We start from the raw sequence: 16754 nt of genomic DNA, 5'->3' as shown, positions 1-16754 counted from the left end.
TCACCGTGATCTTCTATTACATACCAATTAGAATCATCTAACCATGTGCTATCGGATTTCTCCTCATCAAATTCATTTTGTTCATCATTCAGTGCGTCCACATGCCTTCAACTTTTACATTATGGATTTGACGTTTTCAACACTAAATTATGAGTATGATCTTTGTCCTATCTTACCTTAATAAACTTTCTGCCTGGTAATCCGCGCGCCAAGTCTTCCAGTTCATCGGGATTGACGCTGATTCGACTCATGAAGCTTCTCCTGTCTCTCCATCTCGTCTGCCTGTTCCCTTAACCGGGCTGCTTCCCGGCGCAGCGCATCTTTTAATTGTTCACCCAAGCTTGCCGAAGCAAAGTGGGTGCTTGCCGCTTCCGACATCATTTGCTGATAGGACGCCTTGCTCTTACTTTCCCAGCTCGACGCCTTCGTCAGTACCCGGTTGCGATCCCATCTCAGCTGGTCCAACTTTTGCATGGACTCCTGAACTTTACCGTAATACCAGTCCAGCATCTCAGCCTGCATCCGATACTTTTGCTGATCAAAAATCATACATTCACCGCCTGCTCAATCTCTTGTGTTTCTATTGTAAAAAACAAAGAAGGATGGAGGTACTAGACTAAGTTCCTAATAATTGTAATCATTCGGGATGTTTGGACTAGAAACGACAAAAAAGCGCCGATTCTCCTATATATGGAAGATCGGCACTAATTTCAGTTGTTTTACACTTTTGCCAGAAAAACCTGATGGGCACTCGAGGGATTTTCGAACCAGCGGGCTACCTGATCGGCAGTTACCTGATCCTGTGCCCCTCCGAGCAGCATCTGAATAACATGTCCGGGTAGCGGCTGTGTCATCGCATTCGTCCATTCTGTTACTTCTTTAACGAAATGCTTAATTCTATTCCAATATAAAATCCCCAGCTCCACACCCCAGTGGTCATCATGTTTATGTTCGACCAGCAGTTCAGACAGCTGCTCCGCACAGTAGGAAGACAAGTTGCATCCTTGTCCGGTAATCGGATCGTTCAGCACCACACTGTCTCCACATCCCAGTATGAGTTGATGTTCCTGCATCACATATGGCCTTCTCACCTCAGGCGTAATGGCAACCTGGAGGAAGCCATTTTCATCACTTAGCGCAAACAGTTCATCAACAATACGGCTGTGAATCTCCGGAAAGAACATTTCTACCGCTTCTCTCATTTTAATCGTAAAGGCATCCGGAGATTTAATCCCTTTAAACATATCAAGCGGGCCAGCAGGGACAGCTGTGATAAACAGGATAGTGACCGGGCCGGACTCTGCTTCCGCCGGAATCTCAAACATTTCCCCCAGCTCTGGGATCACCGTTACACTGACTCCGCAGGGAGAGACCGGCTTAACTCCCTTAAAGTAGCCTACAATGCATTTTCGCTGTGGCCCCTGAAACGGAGTAAGTTCTTTTTCAATCGGAAACGGAAAGATCGGACCATTTTTTCCCGTACAATCCACTACAAGGTCATATTCTTCACCTAATGTCTCCCTGTCCTGTTCGGTGATCTTTCTTTGCTGAAACGTAACACCCTTTTTCTCCAAGTCCTCAGCATACGTTGAATAAGAAAGCCGCTGATCCACGGACAATGCTGGCTTTTCCAGCCGGCCTGCAAACAGCTTTTGGTCACCTACCGTTATATGAATGCTCGTAATCATCTGCTCACTATTCCAATCTGGCATATGAAATCTCTTTTCCCGTTCACGAGCCGGGCCAAAATGGACCTGCGTGGACATGATTCTCCCGCTTCGCACCTGATCCGGTGTGCGGTGAGAGATGATCGTGACATCGAAATCCTCCATTAAAGCATAAGCCAGCTGCAATCCAGTCGTTCCGCCACCAATGATACCAACCTTTTTTTTCAAGGACCACACTCCTTCTCATTATTCGCCTTATGCCTAATTTCTTTTTAAAAGCAAAATTTCCTGTGCCAGCAGAAAAACAGGAGAATAGGACAGCATTCGTCAATCTATTTCCTAGGAAATATGGCATATTCTTTCTTCTTTCCTGCTGCGTCCTCATTTATTGACAAATAACTGCCTAATGCCCCATAAATTATGTATATAATAGGAAAAATCAGTTATTTAATGTGATATCATGAGAATGATGAAGAGGGATTGAGGTGGATTATGATTAGAGGAGAGAAGATCAAATATTTCAGAGAAAAAAATAAACTAACCCAAAAACAACTCACATCGGGAATTTGTTCCGTTCCCTACCTTAGTAAAGTGGAGAACAACAGCATTGTTCCTTCCAAAGAGATCCTTGAGTTGCTTTGCAAAAAACTAAACATAGAATACGACGAATTGCTGCAGTCCTCCTCCACCAATGAAATAAAAAAATTAATCTACTGCTGGTATGACGACATAAAAGCGAGGAAGCGGTCTGCGACAAAGGACCATTACATCAATATCGAAAAAAAAATGAAAGGCATTAAGGATATTGAGCTTTTATCCATGTTTCACTTGTGCGCCACTCGGCACTTTCTCTTGTTGCGAGAATTCGACAGTGCGGAAGAACAATTAGCTCATGCGGAAAAATACATTGAATACACGCCGAAAGAAACAGCAGCCTACTACTATTATTTTTCCGGGCTTTACGAATATTTGAAAGGCCATTTTCAAAAAGCACTTGAACTCTACTTAAAAGCAAAGGATTATGTCAGTGAACCAGAATACCATTACCAGCTCGCCTTGATTTACAGCCGGCTGGGCAAAATCACCCTTTCCATTTTCCATTCCGAAAGGGCGATGGAGGAATTTCATAAAAACATTCAATTCAAGAAAGTCATTGATTGCTATATTCTTCTTGGGATTGATTATAACCGGATCAATGAACATTCTACCGCCATTACATACTTTGAAAAAGCGCTTAAAGGCATTGAATCACTGCCGGATATCGGCCATTTACGAATACATATCTATCACAATATGGGAATCGTTTATCACAAAATGAAGAAACCATGGGAAGCCATTGAATACTTTTTAAAATCTCTGAATGCACGCAATGATCTCCAAGGCGGAGAACTGACCATCTATCTTTTGGCCAACAACCTTTTTCAGCTCAATGAAACCGAAGATGCCACCCGCTGGATCACCAAAGGACTTGAGCTGTTAAAAGGCGAACTGAACGAAACCTATTGTCTGCTTAAGATTCTTCAATTTCAGGTTTCAAAGCGCCGAAACGACGAAGACTACAAAATATTTTTGGAAGAAATCGCCCTTCCCATCTTTCAGAAAAAAGATGAGTTTATGTATATCCGGATGTGCTATGAACAGCTTGGCGATTATTATTACCGAAAAAAACAATACAAACGGTCCAGTGAATACTACTGCTCCGCCAACCAGGTAGAAAGCTCGTTTATTTAGAGGAGGCTACTTATGATTGAAGAATCTCATTTTGGAAGCAAGCGGGTGGACCCGCTGATACAAAAAAGGACAGTTCCTCACACGGAACTGTCCTTTTTCCTTATTTCCAGGCACCAAACCATGTGCCCCATTTTCGCTGAAACTGCTCTTTCAATGATGGAGATTCAATCCCCTTTTGTTTTTTGAACTCATGGTAGCCCGCAAACCCGATGAGCAAAATTCCGGCCATGAGGAGATACACCCACCATGGCATATTGCCCCAGTAAGGACGGGTCTGCACGAACACATTTACGATGAGCACAATCAGACCACTGAAGAAATAGCTTTTCTGCTTGGAGATAAATCCATACAGAATACTAAGCACAGCAAGAGAACCCAAAATGACGGCATCAGCAATTTTATAGCTGTACATGGCATCGACCATCAAGATGATGGATATCAGGCCGATAAGGCTGTATTGAACAATCATGACCGACTTTTCGTTCAGGTTCCACGTTTTTTGTGTAATTAAATAGCTTAAAAGAATCCAGGGAAGCACATAGAGTTCCGTGATGATCACACTTGGAACATGGAACATATCAAGAATTGTATAATAGGTTAGCAGTCCGACCGCCAAAGAGACCGTTTGAAGGCTCTTTTGAACCATCGGAAAAGCTGCAATCCGTAAAGAATGATGGTACAGAAGCACCGCAACCACGAACAGCCCGCCAATAAATACCCAATCCACTGCCTGCAGGCAGCCGGTGCATACATAGATGAGTCCTGCAATTCCGTACAAATCTACTTTTTCGCCGTTTTCAGGATGGTAGAGTTTTTCATAGATAAACATTCCTACAGCTGTGAACAGAAGCCCAATCGCATACCAGACAAGCGCACTTAATTGTGCGGATAAGCTGTACAGGTCAATCATGTTGGCCATCATCAGCCAAAAGTAGATTAGCGGAAACGCCACAGCAATTCTCCAATTTCCTTTAAGAGATTGAAAGAACGCCATGAATACAAGGACCACACCTACATAAAACCACAGAGGCAAAACCTCTCCTGCATAATACGAATCCGCAAGATACTCGGCCATGACCAGAATCGAAAATGGAACAATATACCACCTGAGCCGTTCCTTCCAGATCACTGAAACAACAAAGTAAGCAGCGAGCATCACCAAACTGTATAACAAACGAATCTCATTAGGGAACCATTCGTTTACGGTAAAACCGAAGGCCATGGATAACACGGTCAGTCCCGCATACAGGCTGTATTTTAATTCTGCTTCATGGACAGAGCGCCAGACATACAGTCCGTAAAGAACCGTAAGAAGAAAATACGGCAAGGTTTCCCCTGAAGTAATAAACGTATAAAACACTGAATACAGCAGAGCCGCCTGGCTGACCACCAGCGTTGGAAGATGGCTTTGCCGGTCCGCACGTTTTAATGCCTCTCCCGAAACAAACAGCAGAGCGGACAAAATAATAAGCGTGAGCCGTTCATTGACGGGTTCTGCAATCAAGTGAAGGAAAGAGTAAAACACAAAGAACAAGCCCGCCTGCACGATGCCAAACCCAATATATTGCTTAAAATAACGTGTACCGACAAACACCATAAACGCAAACAACACGCTGCACAAAAGCCGAACCCAATCGGCCACCGTACTGAACGAAGCCAGGAAGCTGATGAAGGAAGCAAAGATGGCTCCCATCACCGCATATTGTCCAAGGATTCTGTCATTCTTTCTCCAATAATAAAGAGCCGCCAGAAGAATGGTTCCAATCCCGATCGATAGTGCCCTGTCCGGATCAGGGATCAAGGCCATCCCCGACGAAAATCCTGTGAAAAAGCCAAAGACGGAAACGCCTGCACTGGCCATCTTTTTGGCAAGATCCTCTTCAAGCCGGTAGTGCCGTGCTGCCAACCCTGTCAGAACAAGCGAGAGCAGTGCCATCTGCCAATATTCCGGAATTAAAAGGGTAAACCCAAAACCGACCAGAAGAAAGGCGCCTCCTACAAACAATCCCGAACGCCGGAGAGGTTTGATCCATTGACCTGCCGCATAGGTCACCAGTCCTGATAATCCAATTGCCAGCGCCCAATGCTTCATATCGTTTGAGCTGGTGAGGTGATATACCTCAGAAGACGCAATAAAAATATAAAAGGACGCCAGGTACGAAAACAAACGAAACGCCGTGCTATAGCTTAGATAAATGAAATTTCCGGCAACCACAAGATACCCCAGCAGCATCCATACGCTTCCTTCTCCCCCAGAGAGCATAAGTCCTTTGCCTGTCACGAGTAAAAAAGCAATGACCGATACGACTGCGTTGGAGACGTGGTAGTACTTTTTCAAATCGCCTTTTGAAAAGCGCGCCACCGCAAGCAGAACAACCGGCACCACAGGAATCAGTACAAGCGCCAAGCCTGCTACTGCCGCCTGTTCAACGAGCTGGTACAAACCGTAAGAGATAAATGCCATAAAAAGCAGTTCATACTCCACCCGCTTGTTGACCATTCTCATCGCCAAATACAGTGCAGCGGTCAAAATTAAATTAAAGCTTTGGGACAGCGGCTGTTCAAAGGAAACAATAATGAGGACCGATGATAAAATAAGGTTCGTCTGAATAAAGACAGGAAGGACCTTTTGATAGATATCTTCCCTGTCCTTCGTTTTCCGCAAATGATACAGATAAATATAAGCCCCGTTTCCAAGCGCATACAAAAAGTAAAACACATTCTTCTCCGCACCAAGCGCGAGAAGAATAAATCCATAGCAGATGCCCGAAGCAATGAGCGTAAACCAGACAAACAGCCTGGAGCCGAAGGACTTAGCAAACTTCCAATAAATCGGCAGACATACCAGACTTGTAATAGCACCCAGTACATACTTCCCGTCACCAGAAAAACTCAGCCAGCTGCCGAAAAGCTTAAAAAACCCTGCAGACAAGATCGTGATTGGCAGAAAGAGCGCAAAAAGCACAAAGGAAGCAAACGCCGTCTTTTTAATGTGCAGCACGCGTTGAGACAGAGCCCCCAATCCGCCAAACAAAGCGGCAATTCCGCCAACAAGCATCGTTTTGGCCAACGGCGTAAACACTTCCCATTGGCTGGTTGCCAATGTAAGACCGCCAATCAACAACAGAATGACACCTGCTGCCATAAGCAGTGTCAGATTGCGCTCGCGTTTTTGTTCAGCACTCAGCGCTGGTTTTGGTGGAGCTGTCGGAACAGGCCTTGGCCTTGACTTTGGCAAAGGCTGAGCAGCCGGCGCAGTACTGGAGAGAATGGGCTGTTGAACGGGTTGAACAAAATCCTTTTCTTTCTCAAACTGTGGCTCCTGTTCCTCCCTCGTCTGTATAGATGGTTCTTTTCCTTCAGCAATTCGCCGCTGGTCTTTTTCGTAGCGATTGATCCCTTCCACCACTTTTAAATAATCGTCATACTTTATATATCCCTTTTCTTTTAGTTCGAATAAGTCCTTAATGATTTCTGAACCCTTCATGTCACACCTCGCTTTGCCTCATCTCCAGCAGATGAATCCTTATTCATTTTATGTATCCTCAACATTATACATCACTTTTGGAAATTAAATGGGTAGAAACGAAGGTGAAATTAGAGAAAATTAAAAAGTCTTAGAGACACTCTTCCCTAAGACAACTTCTTGCTACCATTGCATTTTTTATTAATTACCCTCTGGTTACCATCCTGCCCACCCGGTTGACCGTACGATAGACCATGATGCTGCAGAGTTCCAGGACAACACCTAAAAAAGGATCTCCCATATCGGTATCCTCCCACTTGGCATCAAACAGCCAGCCGATGATGTAACTTAAAATCATCCATATGAAAAACGCCTTGCCAAAATTGCCCCAGCTTCCGCCGAACAAAGCGGTAAAGAATGTATAAATAGATAAAAAGCCTGTCCACATTAAGGGAAGCAGACAGACCAACAATAAGGTGAAGCGAAAAATTGACCCTAAACAACCCATGCTTGTTTTTCTTTCCTAACACCTATGTAGTAAATCAATAACCCCAGAACAAAATTTATCTAGAGCTATGATTCTTTTTTGCTTCTTCAAGCTTTTTTGCTTCTTCCAGCTTTTCCTTCCTCTCCAATTCGCTTGCAAACTGCCTCAAGTGATTGGCTTCACGCTTCAAAGCTTCTTTCAACTGCTCTCCCGTACCTGCTGCTGAATAATGGGTGCTTCCTGCCTCCGACATGATCTGCTGGTAGGTTTTCTTGCTTTTACTCTCCCAGCTCTGAGCTTTCGCAAGAACATTTGTCCGTTCTCTTCCCAACTGATCCAGCTGGTTCATGGATTCGGATACTTTTCCCGAATACCAATCGAGCATTTCTGCCTGCATTCTGTACTTTTGTTTATCAATTAACATCCGTTTCACCGCCTGCCTTCTCTCTATCTTCCTATTGTAAAGAAGGAATATTGCCTTATGAACTAGTCATTTTTACTAATATCTTGCATCTTTTAGATATTTTTACCTCTTACGCATGACATTTCTCCCATTCCCGCTGGATGGGCATTATAATCCTTGAATGTTAAAAACCAAATGAACTATAGTGGGTGATAGGAAATATTCCCCTGAATTTCGGCAGTTTTTAGCAAAAACTTTTGTCGAAAATAGTAGAAACGGTTTGTTTCCATCCTCTCTAAAAAGCACTAAACTATTATGGGAGATTAAAAGACTTGCTTATTTGAAGGGAGAACGATGATGTTGATCACCAAGGGCTTTCCGCAAAAAATGAACAGCGTAAATATAGCGGAAGCAGCGTTTACATATAATCAAAACAACCTTTTTTTGGTTAGGGGGAAATTGCATGCCTGAACCTACCCAAAAAAGCAAAAGGTATATGCCCGGCATAGACGGGTTACGAGCATTGGCAGTGCTGGCGGTGATCGCCTATCACTTGAACCTTGGCTTTGCGCCTGGCGGTTTGCTGGGTGTGGGTATCTTTTTTGTTTTATCCGGCTACCTGATAACAGACATCATTGCAACCGAATACCTCAGGACTGAAAAAATAGATTTCAAGAAGTTCTGGATCAGAAGAGCACGAAGACTGCTGCCGGCTTTGCTGTCCATGCTGTTCATTGTGATTTTATGGATCCTGATGTTTGAGCGTTCCTTTTTGCTCGACCTCTGGGGCAATGTGCTTTCTGTTCTTTTATACGTCAGCAACTGGTGGCTTATTTTTCATAAAGTCTCCTATTTTGCCCAATTCGGACCGCCGTCACCACTTAACCATCTCTGGTCCCTGGCGGTAGAGGAACAGTTCTACTTAATATGGCCGCTTCTGCTTCTGACTGGCTTGCGGTTTATTGGTAATCGAAAAATCATCCTGCGGTTCATTCTTGGAGCTGCAGTACTTTCTGCCGTTTTGATGGCAGTTCTTTATACACCCGGACAGGATCCAAGCCGTGTGTACTATGGAACCGATACGAGAGCTTTTTCACTGTTTATTGGTGCCGCACTGGCTCTGATCTGGCCAAGCCGAAAGCTTTCCATTCATCTGCCAAGAGAACCCAGGATTGCGTTGGACATTTCAGGAACCATTGGCCTTGTTGGTATTCTGCTGCTGATTATGCTGACCAGCCAGTTTGATTCCTTTTTGTACCGGGGCGGCATGGTGCTGCTATCCATATGTACGGCTCTTCTTGTCGCAGCACTTGCCCACCCCGCAAGCAAGCTTGGGGCTATCATGGGGTGGCAGCCGCTTCGCTGGATCGGTGTCCGTTCATACGGCATTTACTTATGGCACTTTCCGGTCATTGTGCTCACCCAACCATCACAGGCGGCAGAGCACTCCTCTTGGCTTGGATGGGTACAGTTTGGGATAATTATTCTTTTAGCAGCCATTTCCTGGCACTTTATTGAAGAGCCTGTGCGGCGAAGTGCATTAAATACGGGTCAGGAAAAACGGGAAGTAACAGCATTTTCATGGAAAAGGGCCACCCTATTTCAGAAATCCATTCTGGGATGTTCAGCCGTTGCTGTTCTGATCATGCTATATACGGTTGTTGTGCCCGGCATTCAAAAACTTGAAGCTGCGCAGGAGAAAAAAGAAGCTCAAAAATATGTTCATCCTGTACCAGAAACACCTAAGAAAAAACCATCACATAATGAAAAGGAGCACCCTGAAAAGGATCCGAAGCCTTCACCTGCTCCAAAGCAAGAAGACCACAGAATTACAGTTATTGGCGACTCCGTCATGGTCAATGTGGCTCCTTATCTGAAGAAAAAATTCCCGGACGCCACGGTGGATGCAAAAATCGGAAGGCAGCTGACAGACGCGCCAAAAGTCATTGATCAGATGAAGGCAAAGGGCAGTCTCGGTGATACCATTGTGATTGGACTCGGAACAAATGGCCCTTTTTCTAAACAACAGCTGATCAGTGTACTGAATGATGCAGGCAAGGATAAGAACATTGTCCTTATTAACAGCAAGGTGCCGCGTCCATGGGAAAAAGAAGTCAACCAAACCATTCAGGAAGTGGCTTCCCATCATCCGCACACCAAGCTTGTCAATTGGAACCAGGCGAGCAACGGTCAATCATCTTATTTTTATGAAGACGGAGTGCATCTTAAACCAGAAGGTGCACTCGCCTACGCAAGACTGGTGGAACGGGCAGTAAATTAAAGTTTCAATTCTTTTAACAAACGTGGAAGGAACTATCTATAGGAGGGATACAATGTTACCGAAAAAACGAGCAAATTTACTGATGACAGCTTCACTGCTCACAGGCTCCGTTTTAGGAACAGGCATGATCTCCTTTAACGACACAGCACATGCTGCATCTGCCACAGCGTCCGATCAGAGCACAGCGAAAAAGGAGGCTGCAGAAAAACTGAACACCATCTATTACAGTGCTTACTGTGAAAATGCTCGGTGATGAAATTGGTAGCGCGGACCACATCCGTCATCTTCCAAACACGGGAGAAACGGGCTACATTTATGAAACCGGTGATTTTGAACTGGAATTTATCATCGGCAAAGATGGAAAAGCAGATCATGTGAACCTGGTAAACCACCAATAAGAGAAAGAGCAACGGCCATTGAGGTTGTTGCTCTTTTTTTCATGTTCAATTCTTTTTATCAAAAAACATCCCGTCACCCGAAACCGAGGCATACGGATTGGCATAGTGCGCCGACTGGGTTTTCTTTTGGTTCATCAGCACAATATCTCGTTTAATTTCATTCAGCTGACGATCAAGTTCTGGTTCAAAGCCTTCATTCAATTGAAGAATGACGAGCCCGAGACGCTTTTCTTCCTCTGTAAAATGGGCCGGAATATCCTCCAGCAAGGCTTCCCGCTGATCAAGAAGTTCATTCACACGCTGGATATAAGGCTCGCGGTCGTCTTTCGGGAGTCCTTTCATCACATGAGCGCTCAACTGCTGGGTGATTTCAAGAAGACGTGAAATCGTTCCCATCAGACACGACCACCCTGTCCATATTGCTGGCGTCGGTTGATCTGGATAACTTCCTTCCACGTATCACGCAATTCCTTCACTAAACCTTCCACCTCATCCAAAATCTCTAAATTGCTTTGAATGTTGGCTTCGATCAGCCGGCGGTTCAAATAATCATACATCGGCAAAAGTGTGCCGGAGACCGAAGCATCCATGTTCAGGGTGACCATCAGCTCCTGAATGATTTTTTGTGCTTTCAGGCAGTTCATATTCTTTTCTTGGATGTTTTTATGTTGAATGGCTTGCTTTGATAGTTGTATAAACTTCAAACAGCCGTTATACAGCATCAGCGTCAGTTCGCCGGGCGATGCCGTTTGAACCGAGTTGTTCTGATACGACTGATACGGATTGGGTAAACTCATGATCTTACTCCTTTATTGGGTGTTAGAATCAGCTGCTAAAAAACTGGGAGAGGTACGTGCTCTGCTGGTTCGAACGCTGAATCGCCTGCTCCATAGCCGTGAACTGGCTATAGTAACGGTCTTCAATTTGCGTCAATCGCTTATTGAAGGCATCGATTCTTGTGTTCAAATCATTTAATTCCTTTCCGATCACAAACTGATTGTTTACAAGCAAAGACGATCCCGCTTTATCCTTTATGCTGTTCATCGAATTATTTAGTGTATCGTACAAACGCTGCATCAAGCCGTTTTCACTGCTGACAGAGCTTGTTGCTGTAAACAGCTTTTCCACCGATGACGGATCATCCTCGACCGATTTTTTCAATTTCGCTTCATCAAGGACGAGCTTTCCGCCTTCAAGATAATTGGCGCTTGTGGTAATCCCGATTTTCGCAAGCTGATTGTAGTTTGAACTGATCGAGCTGTCAGATACCGTTGCATACAGGTTTTGGCGCATGTCATTTAAAGCGGAATTAAGAACTGTATCGCCCTTAATTAAGCCACTCTTCGCCTTTTCATCCCAAAGCTCTGCCTGTTTGTCGGTCATTCCTTGCCGCTCTTCGTCGGAAAGCGGCTGGTAGCTTCTGTAGCGTTCTTCCGAGACTTTATCCTTGATCTTGGAAATCGTCTCATTGTACTTATCGACAAAGTTTTTGATGTTTTTTACCACATCATCGGCATTATTTCCAACCGCAAGGGAAACCGTTCCTGTGTCAAAGGTTTGCTTCAAGGTAAAGGTAACGCCGTTCATGGCAAACGTATTGGCGTTTCTCTCCGTTCTGAGTCCATTGACCGTAAAAACGGCATTTTCTCCCCCGCTCTCTGTTGCCGTATCATCAAACCGGGCCGCAGACGTTAAAAATGCGCCTGATGTAATAATTTCATCACCAGCAGGATTGAAGTTCCCGGTTTGTGACCGGGTAAGTGTCATCCGGTCGGTCTGGGTATCATAAAACGCAGTTACCCCAACAGAGGACGTATTTATTTGATTGATGACTGTATTTAAAGAGGTTGCTCCATTGACCGCAAAGGTTTGGTTGACCGCTTTTCCTTCGGTATTGAATGTTTGAATGCCAAAGGTAAAAAAGTTTTCTTTGTAGGTCGCGGATACTTTTGCATCCTTTTCAACGTTGTCTGCAAATGAAAGCTTGCCTGTCTTTTCGTCTACATACACATTGTTGGAACCACTCGTTAGAAGGCTTTTATCCGTCACAATACTGTAGGAGTCTTTTGTTCCATCTGCTTTTTCTACGGTTACGGAAGATAAAGATCCCTGGGCGATGGAGGACTTCGTCAGCTGAAAAACTTTTGTTTCCCCGGAGGCTGTAAAGGTATCTGTATGGTCAGGCGTGAAATAAGTAACAGACACTGAGCTGTTTGGTGCCAGCTGCTCGCTGAACGTCAGCCTGCCGTCCTGGCCGACCATGACCTGTCCTGGTGTTTTCGGATCTGTTAACGAATCTACTACCTGAAAGTCCTTACCGTTTACTTTGATAATGCTGCTGGAGAGCAGTGAACTGTCGAGATTGGCTTGTTTGAACTGCAGCGTGTCGGTTGCAGAAGTTACTGCAATCGATTCCTTTTCAATGCTTCCCTGCTTCCAGTCAAAGCCCGTGCTGGTGCTGTCGGCATAGCTTTCGAATTTCGCCATTTGATCATACAGTCCGGCGTTGGCATCAATTTTGTCAGAAGCGGATTTGGAAAGAGAGCCACCGTTTACCTTGGTTGCTGCACTCGCCAGCTTTTCAACAGAAGAAATAGTATAGGATGCCTGATTGGCGGCTGAACTGGCGGTTGCTGTCACTTTGCTCTCATCAGAAGAAGATACTGTTCTTGACCGGTAGGAAGACGTTAGCTTCATCGAGAAGGTCAGATCCTTTAAGGTTGAAAGCAGTGTATTCATTGACCGGTAGTCATCCCGCTGCCATTCCAGGATTTGTTTCTTTTGATTCAATTTATCGAGCGGCAGGCGCTGAGCCTTCATCATTTCTTTGACCATGGAATCCACGTCCATTCCACTGGCCAAACCGCTGATGCGCAATGTACTCATTCACTTCACCTCGCTTTAAATTTTCCGATTCACGAATATCCCCATAAAATCGAGCATATCGGCATACATGTCCAAAAACTTCTTGGACGGGATTTCTCGTACCACTTCATTCGTCTGGTCGTCCACCACCTGAACATAATAATCGTTCAGCTTTTCGTGGAAAACGAATTTGGATGACGTATGTGAGGGAATCAGTATGTTATTGATCCCATTAATAATGTCATGGAGTTCCTTTTTGGTTGGTTGAGTTGAGCCATTTTCTTGTAATGACAGATCCTGCTGCTGGGACTGAGGCTCGCCTTGCGTTCGGTTATATACTGGATTGACAGGCGTAACTGAAGAAATCGGATGAATACTCAAATGAACTCCTCCCATTTGGTTTCTACATATTGTATCGGCGGAAATTCGGGAAATTGAAGACGGTGGAGGTAGGACCAATGGAGGAATTGAGGGAAAAGAAAAAGACCCTGGAAAATACCAGGACCTTTGTAAAAATTAACGAAGAAGTTGAAGAACTCCTTGCGGCTGCTGATTTGCTTGAGCCAGCATTGCTTGTGCTGCTTGAGAAAGAATAGAATTCTTTGTTTGGTTCATCATTTCTTTCGCCATCGTGCGAACATTTACTTTCATAAATGACCAGACTATATCTTCACCCTCCAGCAATCTAGTAGGGGCCGGGCACTTCGGATTCACAATGCTGATGATACATTGTTTCACCTACGGATTTCATCATCATAGCAGTTGCCTTAGATGGTCTATCCTAGTCGTTGAACCTTCTCCACTCTTTCAAGACAGGAGCTTGGCTGCTGATTGCCCAATCTTTTCTTTTTTTCAAGCCGTCACGCCTGTTGTTTCCAACTACGTTGTGGCAAGAAAAGCTTAAGGGGTTTCCAGCAATTCACCCGATTATGATCGCCGACCGTTACCAGCCAGGACGACTGTGCTTGTCACTGCCTAGGCAGCTAAAGCATAATCTACGTCACGGATACGAGATTCCGCAGCAGTTAGGTTTTCAGAAGATGTGCTCAAATTGTTAATAGTGTGTTCTAAACGGTTTTGGTTAGCACCTAAATTAGAACGTTGTTGAGATACTTGCTTAATAGCATTATCTAATACAGCAGTAAGTGCATCCGCTTTACCAACAGTATTAACTGCCGTATTATCAGTTACTTTATCAGCAATGTTATTAGCACCACCAGAACCTAAAGTTGTTGTATCCATCTTTTTAAAATCCACAGTGATTTTTTCAGCCGCTTCTCCATTGCTTCCCACAAGGAAAGTTGCATTTCCACTTCCAGTAGCAGTTACAATGGTTTTACCACTTAGATTAGCTTCAATATTTGTGGAAGTTTCAGTACCGGCAAGTTCAATACTAATTCCAAGACTTGAAAAGTTTAAAGTTTGACTATTGGCTCCAACATTTACTGTTTCAGAAACCGTTTTTCCATTTACAGTTGCATTCATAGTGAGTTTACCATCAGCAGCTGTACCATCTGCAAAAGTATAAGATGTACCAGCTACAGCTCCACTTACATCAACCTTTGATATTACAGCAGCACCAATAGCAACACCTAGTTTAGCTGTTGACGTGGCATCCTGAGAAGTAGACATATCACCATTTAATAAACCTTTACCGTTAAACTTAGTTGTTTCAGAGATTCTATCTATCTCTTTTTTTAGTTCAAAAATTTCATCACCTATAGATTGGCGGTCATCTAATGTGTTAGTATCATTGGAAGCTTGTACAGAAAGTTCACGCATGCGCTGAAGAATATCATGAGTCTCATTCAATGCACCTTCAGCCGTTTGAATCATTGAAATACCATCTTGAGCATTTCTAGATGCCTGATCCAACCCACGAATCTGTCCACGCATTTTTTCAGATATTGCTAGCCCTGCGGCATCATCTCCAGCACGGTTGATACGAAGACCTGAAGACAATTTTTCCATTGATTTAGATTGAGCGTTTGTTGCGCTGTTTAATTTGTTGAACGTGTTGAGCGCTGCGATATTGTGATTGATTTGCATTTAAATTTCCTCCTTGAAATGTGCCCGCCCACGTCCTTGTGGTTGGGTGTGTTTTCAAACAAAAAAGACGATTGCGGCCGTCAAACATCTTTCTCGTTTGCTCACCATTTATATCGTCTTTAGGGGTTAAATGTTTAATAGTTTTTTATTTTTTAAGTGCCTTTAATTGGTCCATGATATTCAGGCTGGGATTCGCCGCATCGTTGTTTTCCTGTTTAATGGAAAGATAGATTTCCTTACGGTGAATCTCCACCTGTTTAGGGGCATTGATCCCAAGCTTCACCTGATCTCCTTCGATCCCGAGAATGGTTATCTCAATGTCATCACCAATCTTAATCGCTTCATCTGTTCTTCTTGTCAGTACAAGCATTTCTACACACCCCGCTCTGCTGCTGTTTCGGCAAATAGTTGGTGCCGTGGCGTATAGTTACGGTCGTTTAACACAACCTGTTTCCCCTGGTTGTTTACTTTGTTAATAACAACCGGTGCCTGCAGGTTGGCCGTAGACTTTGACAATTCGTCCCGGAGCGTGACAATTACCTGAACAAACACATCCTGCTGTTCCTTGATTTCCAAACCTTCCACGACTGCATCTGGAAGAGTAAAGTCATAGTCTTCGAAATACATAAAGGGATCGGCAGTCACAAACGCAAGTTCTGCTGTTTTTACCGATTGTAAAATCGAAAAAGGCGTATCCTCAAACGGGACAATAATAAACTTCCCTTCCTCTTCAAATCCGGGAATGCCATGTTCGAACGTGATCATATTACTTTCTTCAACTTCAATTTCTCCATGAAATTTTGTTTTCAGCTTCATGTTTTTCACCACTTTATTTTAATTGATTGATTTTTGGTTCTTCCACTTCAATCGTTAATGTTGGGTACTGCTTAAGTTCCGTGTGGACTTCCCCAGGCTTGTAGCTGTGCTGCGGACGATTGATGGCCGCTTCTATCACCGGCTTATTCACCTGCCAGCCGATATTGACTTTCGCTCGCTCATAGTTTGTTTTTACACTAAAAGGCGAGGGCACAAACCCGATATTGAATTCAAGCTTCGGGTCTTCACTGTTTTCCATGGCCTGATCAGCAATGGGCATGCCGCCATTCTCTATCCTCATCAACAGGTCACCCTGCTCTGCCATTCGCGCCAGGCCCTCCAGCCAATCGCTATAACCTTGTTGCGCAAACTCCTCGATCCGCTTGGAAATCGGTTTTAAGTCCATATCTGCCCACGCCTGCGACTGGTCAATCGTCAGCTTTCCTGGGGTCGTTTCAATTCGAAGATCGGCTTTGGGCTGCTGAATACTGAGATCAGCAGGCCGCTGCTGGATTTCCTGGACCGGTGGAGTCGTTGAGATAGAAATCTGTCCTTTTGTCGATTGCATCGACACCTGTGGAATAGCCATTG

General features: G+C 44.3%; 17 protein-coding genes and 1 pseudogene. 4 read left to right on the top strand and 14 right to left on the bottom strand.

Annotated elements, in window-relative coordinates; translation table 11 throughout:
- Positions 1-222: 222 nt before the first annotated feature.
- Together AS030_RS11045 and AS030_RS11040 are read right to left on the bottom strand one after the other, a co-directional pair.
- A complete protein-coding gene (locus AS030_RS11045; RefSeq protein ID WP_061971912.1) occupies positions 223-549 on the bottom strand; it encodes a hypothetical protein in 327 nt (108 codons plus the stop codon).
- A gap of 170 nt (positions 550-719) precedes the next feature.
- Positions 720-1895, bottom strand: coding sequence for a styrene monooxygenase/indole monooxygenase family protein (locus AS030_RS11040; RefSeq protein ID WP_061971911.1), 1176 nt, complete (start codon positions 1893-1895; stop codon positions 720-722).
- Positions 1896-2159: 264 nt separating this feature from the next.
- Here AS030_RS11040 and AS030_RS11035 point away from each other — a divergent pair, with 264 nt between their 5' ends.
- Entirely contained in the window at positions 2160-3398 is a 1239-nt protein-coding gene (locus AS030_RS11035; protein ID WP_061971910.1) for a tetratricopeptide repeat protein, read from the top strand.
- 100 nt (positions 3399-3498) lie between these two features.
- On the opposite strand, the gene AS030_RS11030 is transcribed toward AS030_RS11035, so the two are convergent.
- The 3 genes from AS030_RS11030 to AS030_RS11020 form a co-directional block, all read right to left on the bottom strand.
- Positions 3499-6885: a hypothetical protein gene (locus AS030_RS11030; RefSeq protein ID WP_061971909.1), complete on the bottom strand. Its 3387-nt coding sequence runs from the start codon at positions 6883-6885 to the stop codon at positions 3499-3501.
- Positions 6886-7069: 184 nt separating this feature from the next.
- On the bottom strand, positions 7070-7222 hold the full coding sequence (locus tag AS030_RS23585) for a hypothetical protein (protein WP_156412568.1): 153 nt from the start codon (positions 7220-7222) through the stop codon (positions 7070-7072).
- 205 nt (positions 7223-7427) lie between these two features.
- Entirely contained in the window at positions 7428-7784 is a 357-nt protein-coding gene (locus AS030_RS11020; protein ID WP_141687070.1) for a hypothetical protein, read from the bottom strand.
- A gap of 433 nt (positions 7785-8217) precedes the next feature.
- Between AS030_RS11020 and AS030_RS11015 the strand changes: the two genes are divergently transcribed.
- From AS030_RS11015 to AS030_RS24300, 3 genes are read left to right on the top strand one after another with little or no spacing between them, the layout of a single operon-like run.
- Entirely contained in the window at positions 8218-10035 is a 1818-nt protein-coding gene (locus tag AS030_RS11015; protein WP_061971906.1) for an acyltransferase family protein, read from the top strand.
- Between the two features lie 52 nt (positions 10036-10087).
- Complete coding sequence (locus AS030_RS24305; RefSeq protein WP_061971905.1) at positions 10088-10288, top strand: hypothetical protein; 201 nt, start codon at positions 10088-10090, stop codon at positions 10286-10288.
- Positions 10272-10433: a hypothetical protein gene (locus AS030_RS24300; protein ID WP_420889649.1), complete on the top strand. Its 162-nt coding sequence runs from the start codon at positions 10272-10274 to the stop codon at positions 10431-10433. The genes AS030_RS24305 and AS030_RS24300 overlap by 17 nt, the downstream gene beginning before the upstream one ends.
- 45 nt (positions 10434-10478) lie before the next feature.
- On the opposite strand, the gene fliT is transcribed toward AS030_RS24300, so the two are convergent.
- From fliT to AS030_RS10970, 9 genes and pseudogenes are all read right to left on the bottom strand, one after another.
- Positions 10479-10829 carry a flagellar protein FliT gene (gene fliT / locus AS030_RS11005; protein WP_061971904.1) on the bottom strand — a complete coding sequence of 117 codons (351 nt, stop codon included), beginning with the start codon at positions 10827-10829 and terminating at the stop codon, positions 10479-10481.
- Positions 10829-11230, bottom strand: coding sequence for a flagellar export chaperone FliS (gene fliS / locus AS030_RS11000; RefSeq protein WP_061971903.1), 402 nt, complete (start codon positions 11228-11230; stop codon positions 10829-10831). The genes fliT and fliS overlap by 1 nt, the downstream gene beginning before the upstream one ends.
- Positions 11231-11258: 28 nt before the next feature.
- Complete coding sequence (fliD, locus tag AS030_RS10995; protein ID WP_061971902.1) at positions 11259-13319, bottom strand: flagellar filament capping protein FliD; 2061 nt, start codon at positions 13317-13319, stop codon at positions 11259-11261.
- A 15-nt stretch (positions 13320-13334) separates the two neighbouring features.
- Complete coding sequence (gene flaG / locus AS030_RS10990) at positions 13335-13679, bottom strand: flagellar protein FlaG (RefSeq protein WP_061971901.1); 345 nt, start codon at positions 13677-13679, stop codon at positions 13335-13337.
- A gap of 135 nt (positions 13680-13814) precedes the next feature.
- Positions 13815-13928, bottom strand: a pseudogene (locus AS030_RS23020) (flagellin); the annotation flags it as partial.
- A 345-nt stretch (positions 13929-14273) separates the two neighbouring features.
- Positions 14274-15347, bottom strand: coding sequence for a flagellin N-terminal helical domain-containing protein (locus AS030_RS24560; RefSeq protein WP_061971900.1), 1074 nt, complete (start codon positions 15345-15347; stop codon positions 14274-14276).
- Between the two features lie 145 nt (positions 15348-15492).
- Positions 15493-15717, bottom strand: coding sequence for a carbon storage regulator CsrA (csrA, locus tag AS030_RS10980; protein ID WP_061971899.1), 225 nt, complete (start codon positions 15715-15717; stop codon positions 15493-15495).
- Positions 15718-15719: 2 nt separating this feature from the next.
- Positions 15720-16163, bottom strand: a complete 444-nt coding sequence (gene fliW, locus AS030_RS10975; RefSeq protein WP_061971898.1) for a flagellar assembly protein FliW — start codon at positions 16161-16163, stop codon at positions 15720-15722.
- A 13-nt stretch (positions 16164-16176) separates the two neighbouring features.
- Positions 16177-16752 (bottom strand): DUF6470 family protein, encoded by a 576-nt coding sequence (locus AS030_RS10970; protein ID WP_061971897.1) that lies wholly within the window; start codon positions 16750-16752, stop codon positions 16177-16179.
- Positions 16753-16754: the final 2 nt, after the last annotated feature.

Source organism: Fictibacillus enclensis (genome assembly GCF_001457035.1).
GTDB classification, from domain to species: Bacteria; Bacillota; Bacilli; order Bacillales; family Fictibacillaceae; genus Fictibacillus_C; species Fictibacillus_C enclensis.
This window is presented reverse-complemented; position numbering and strand designations above follow the sequence as displayed.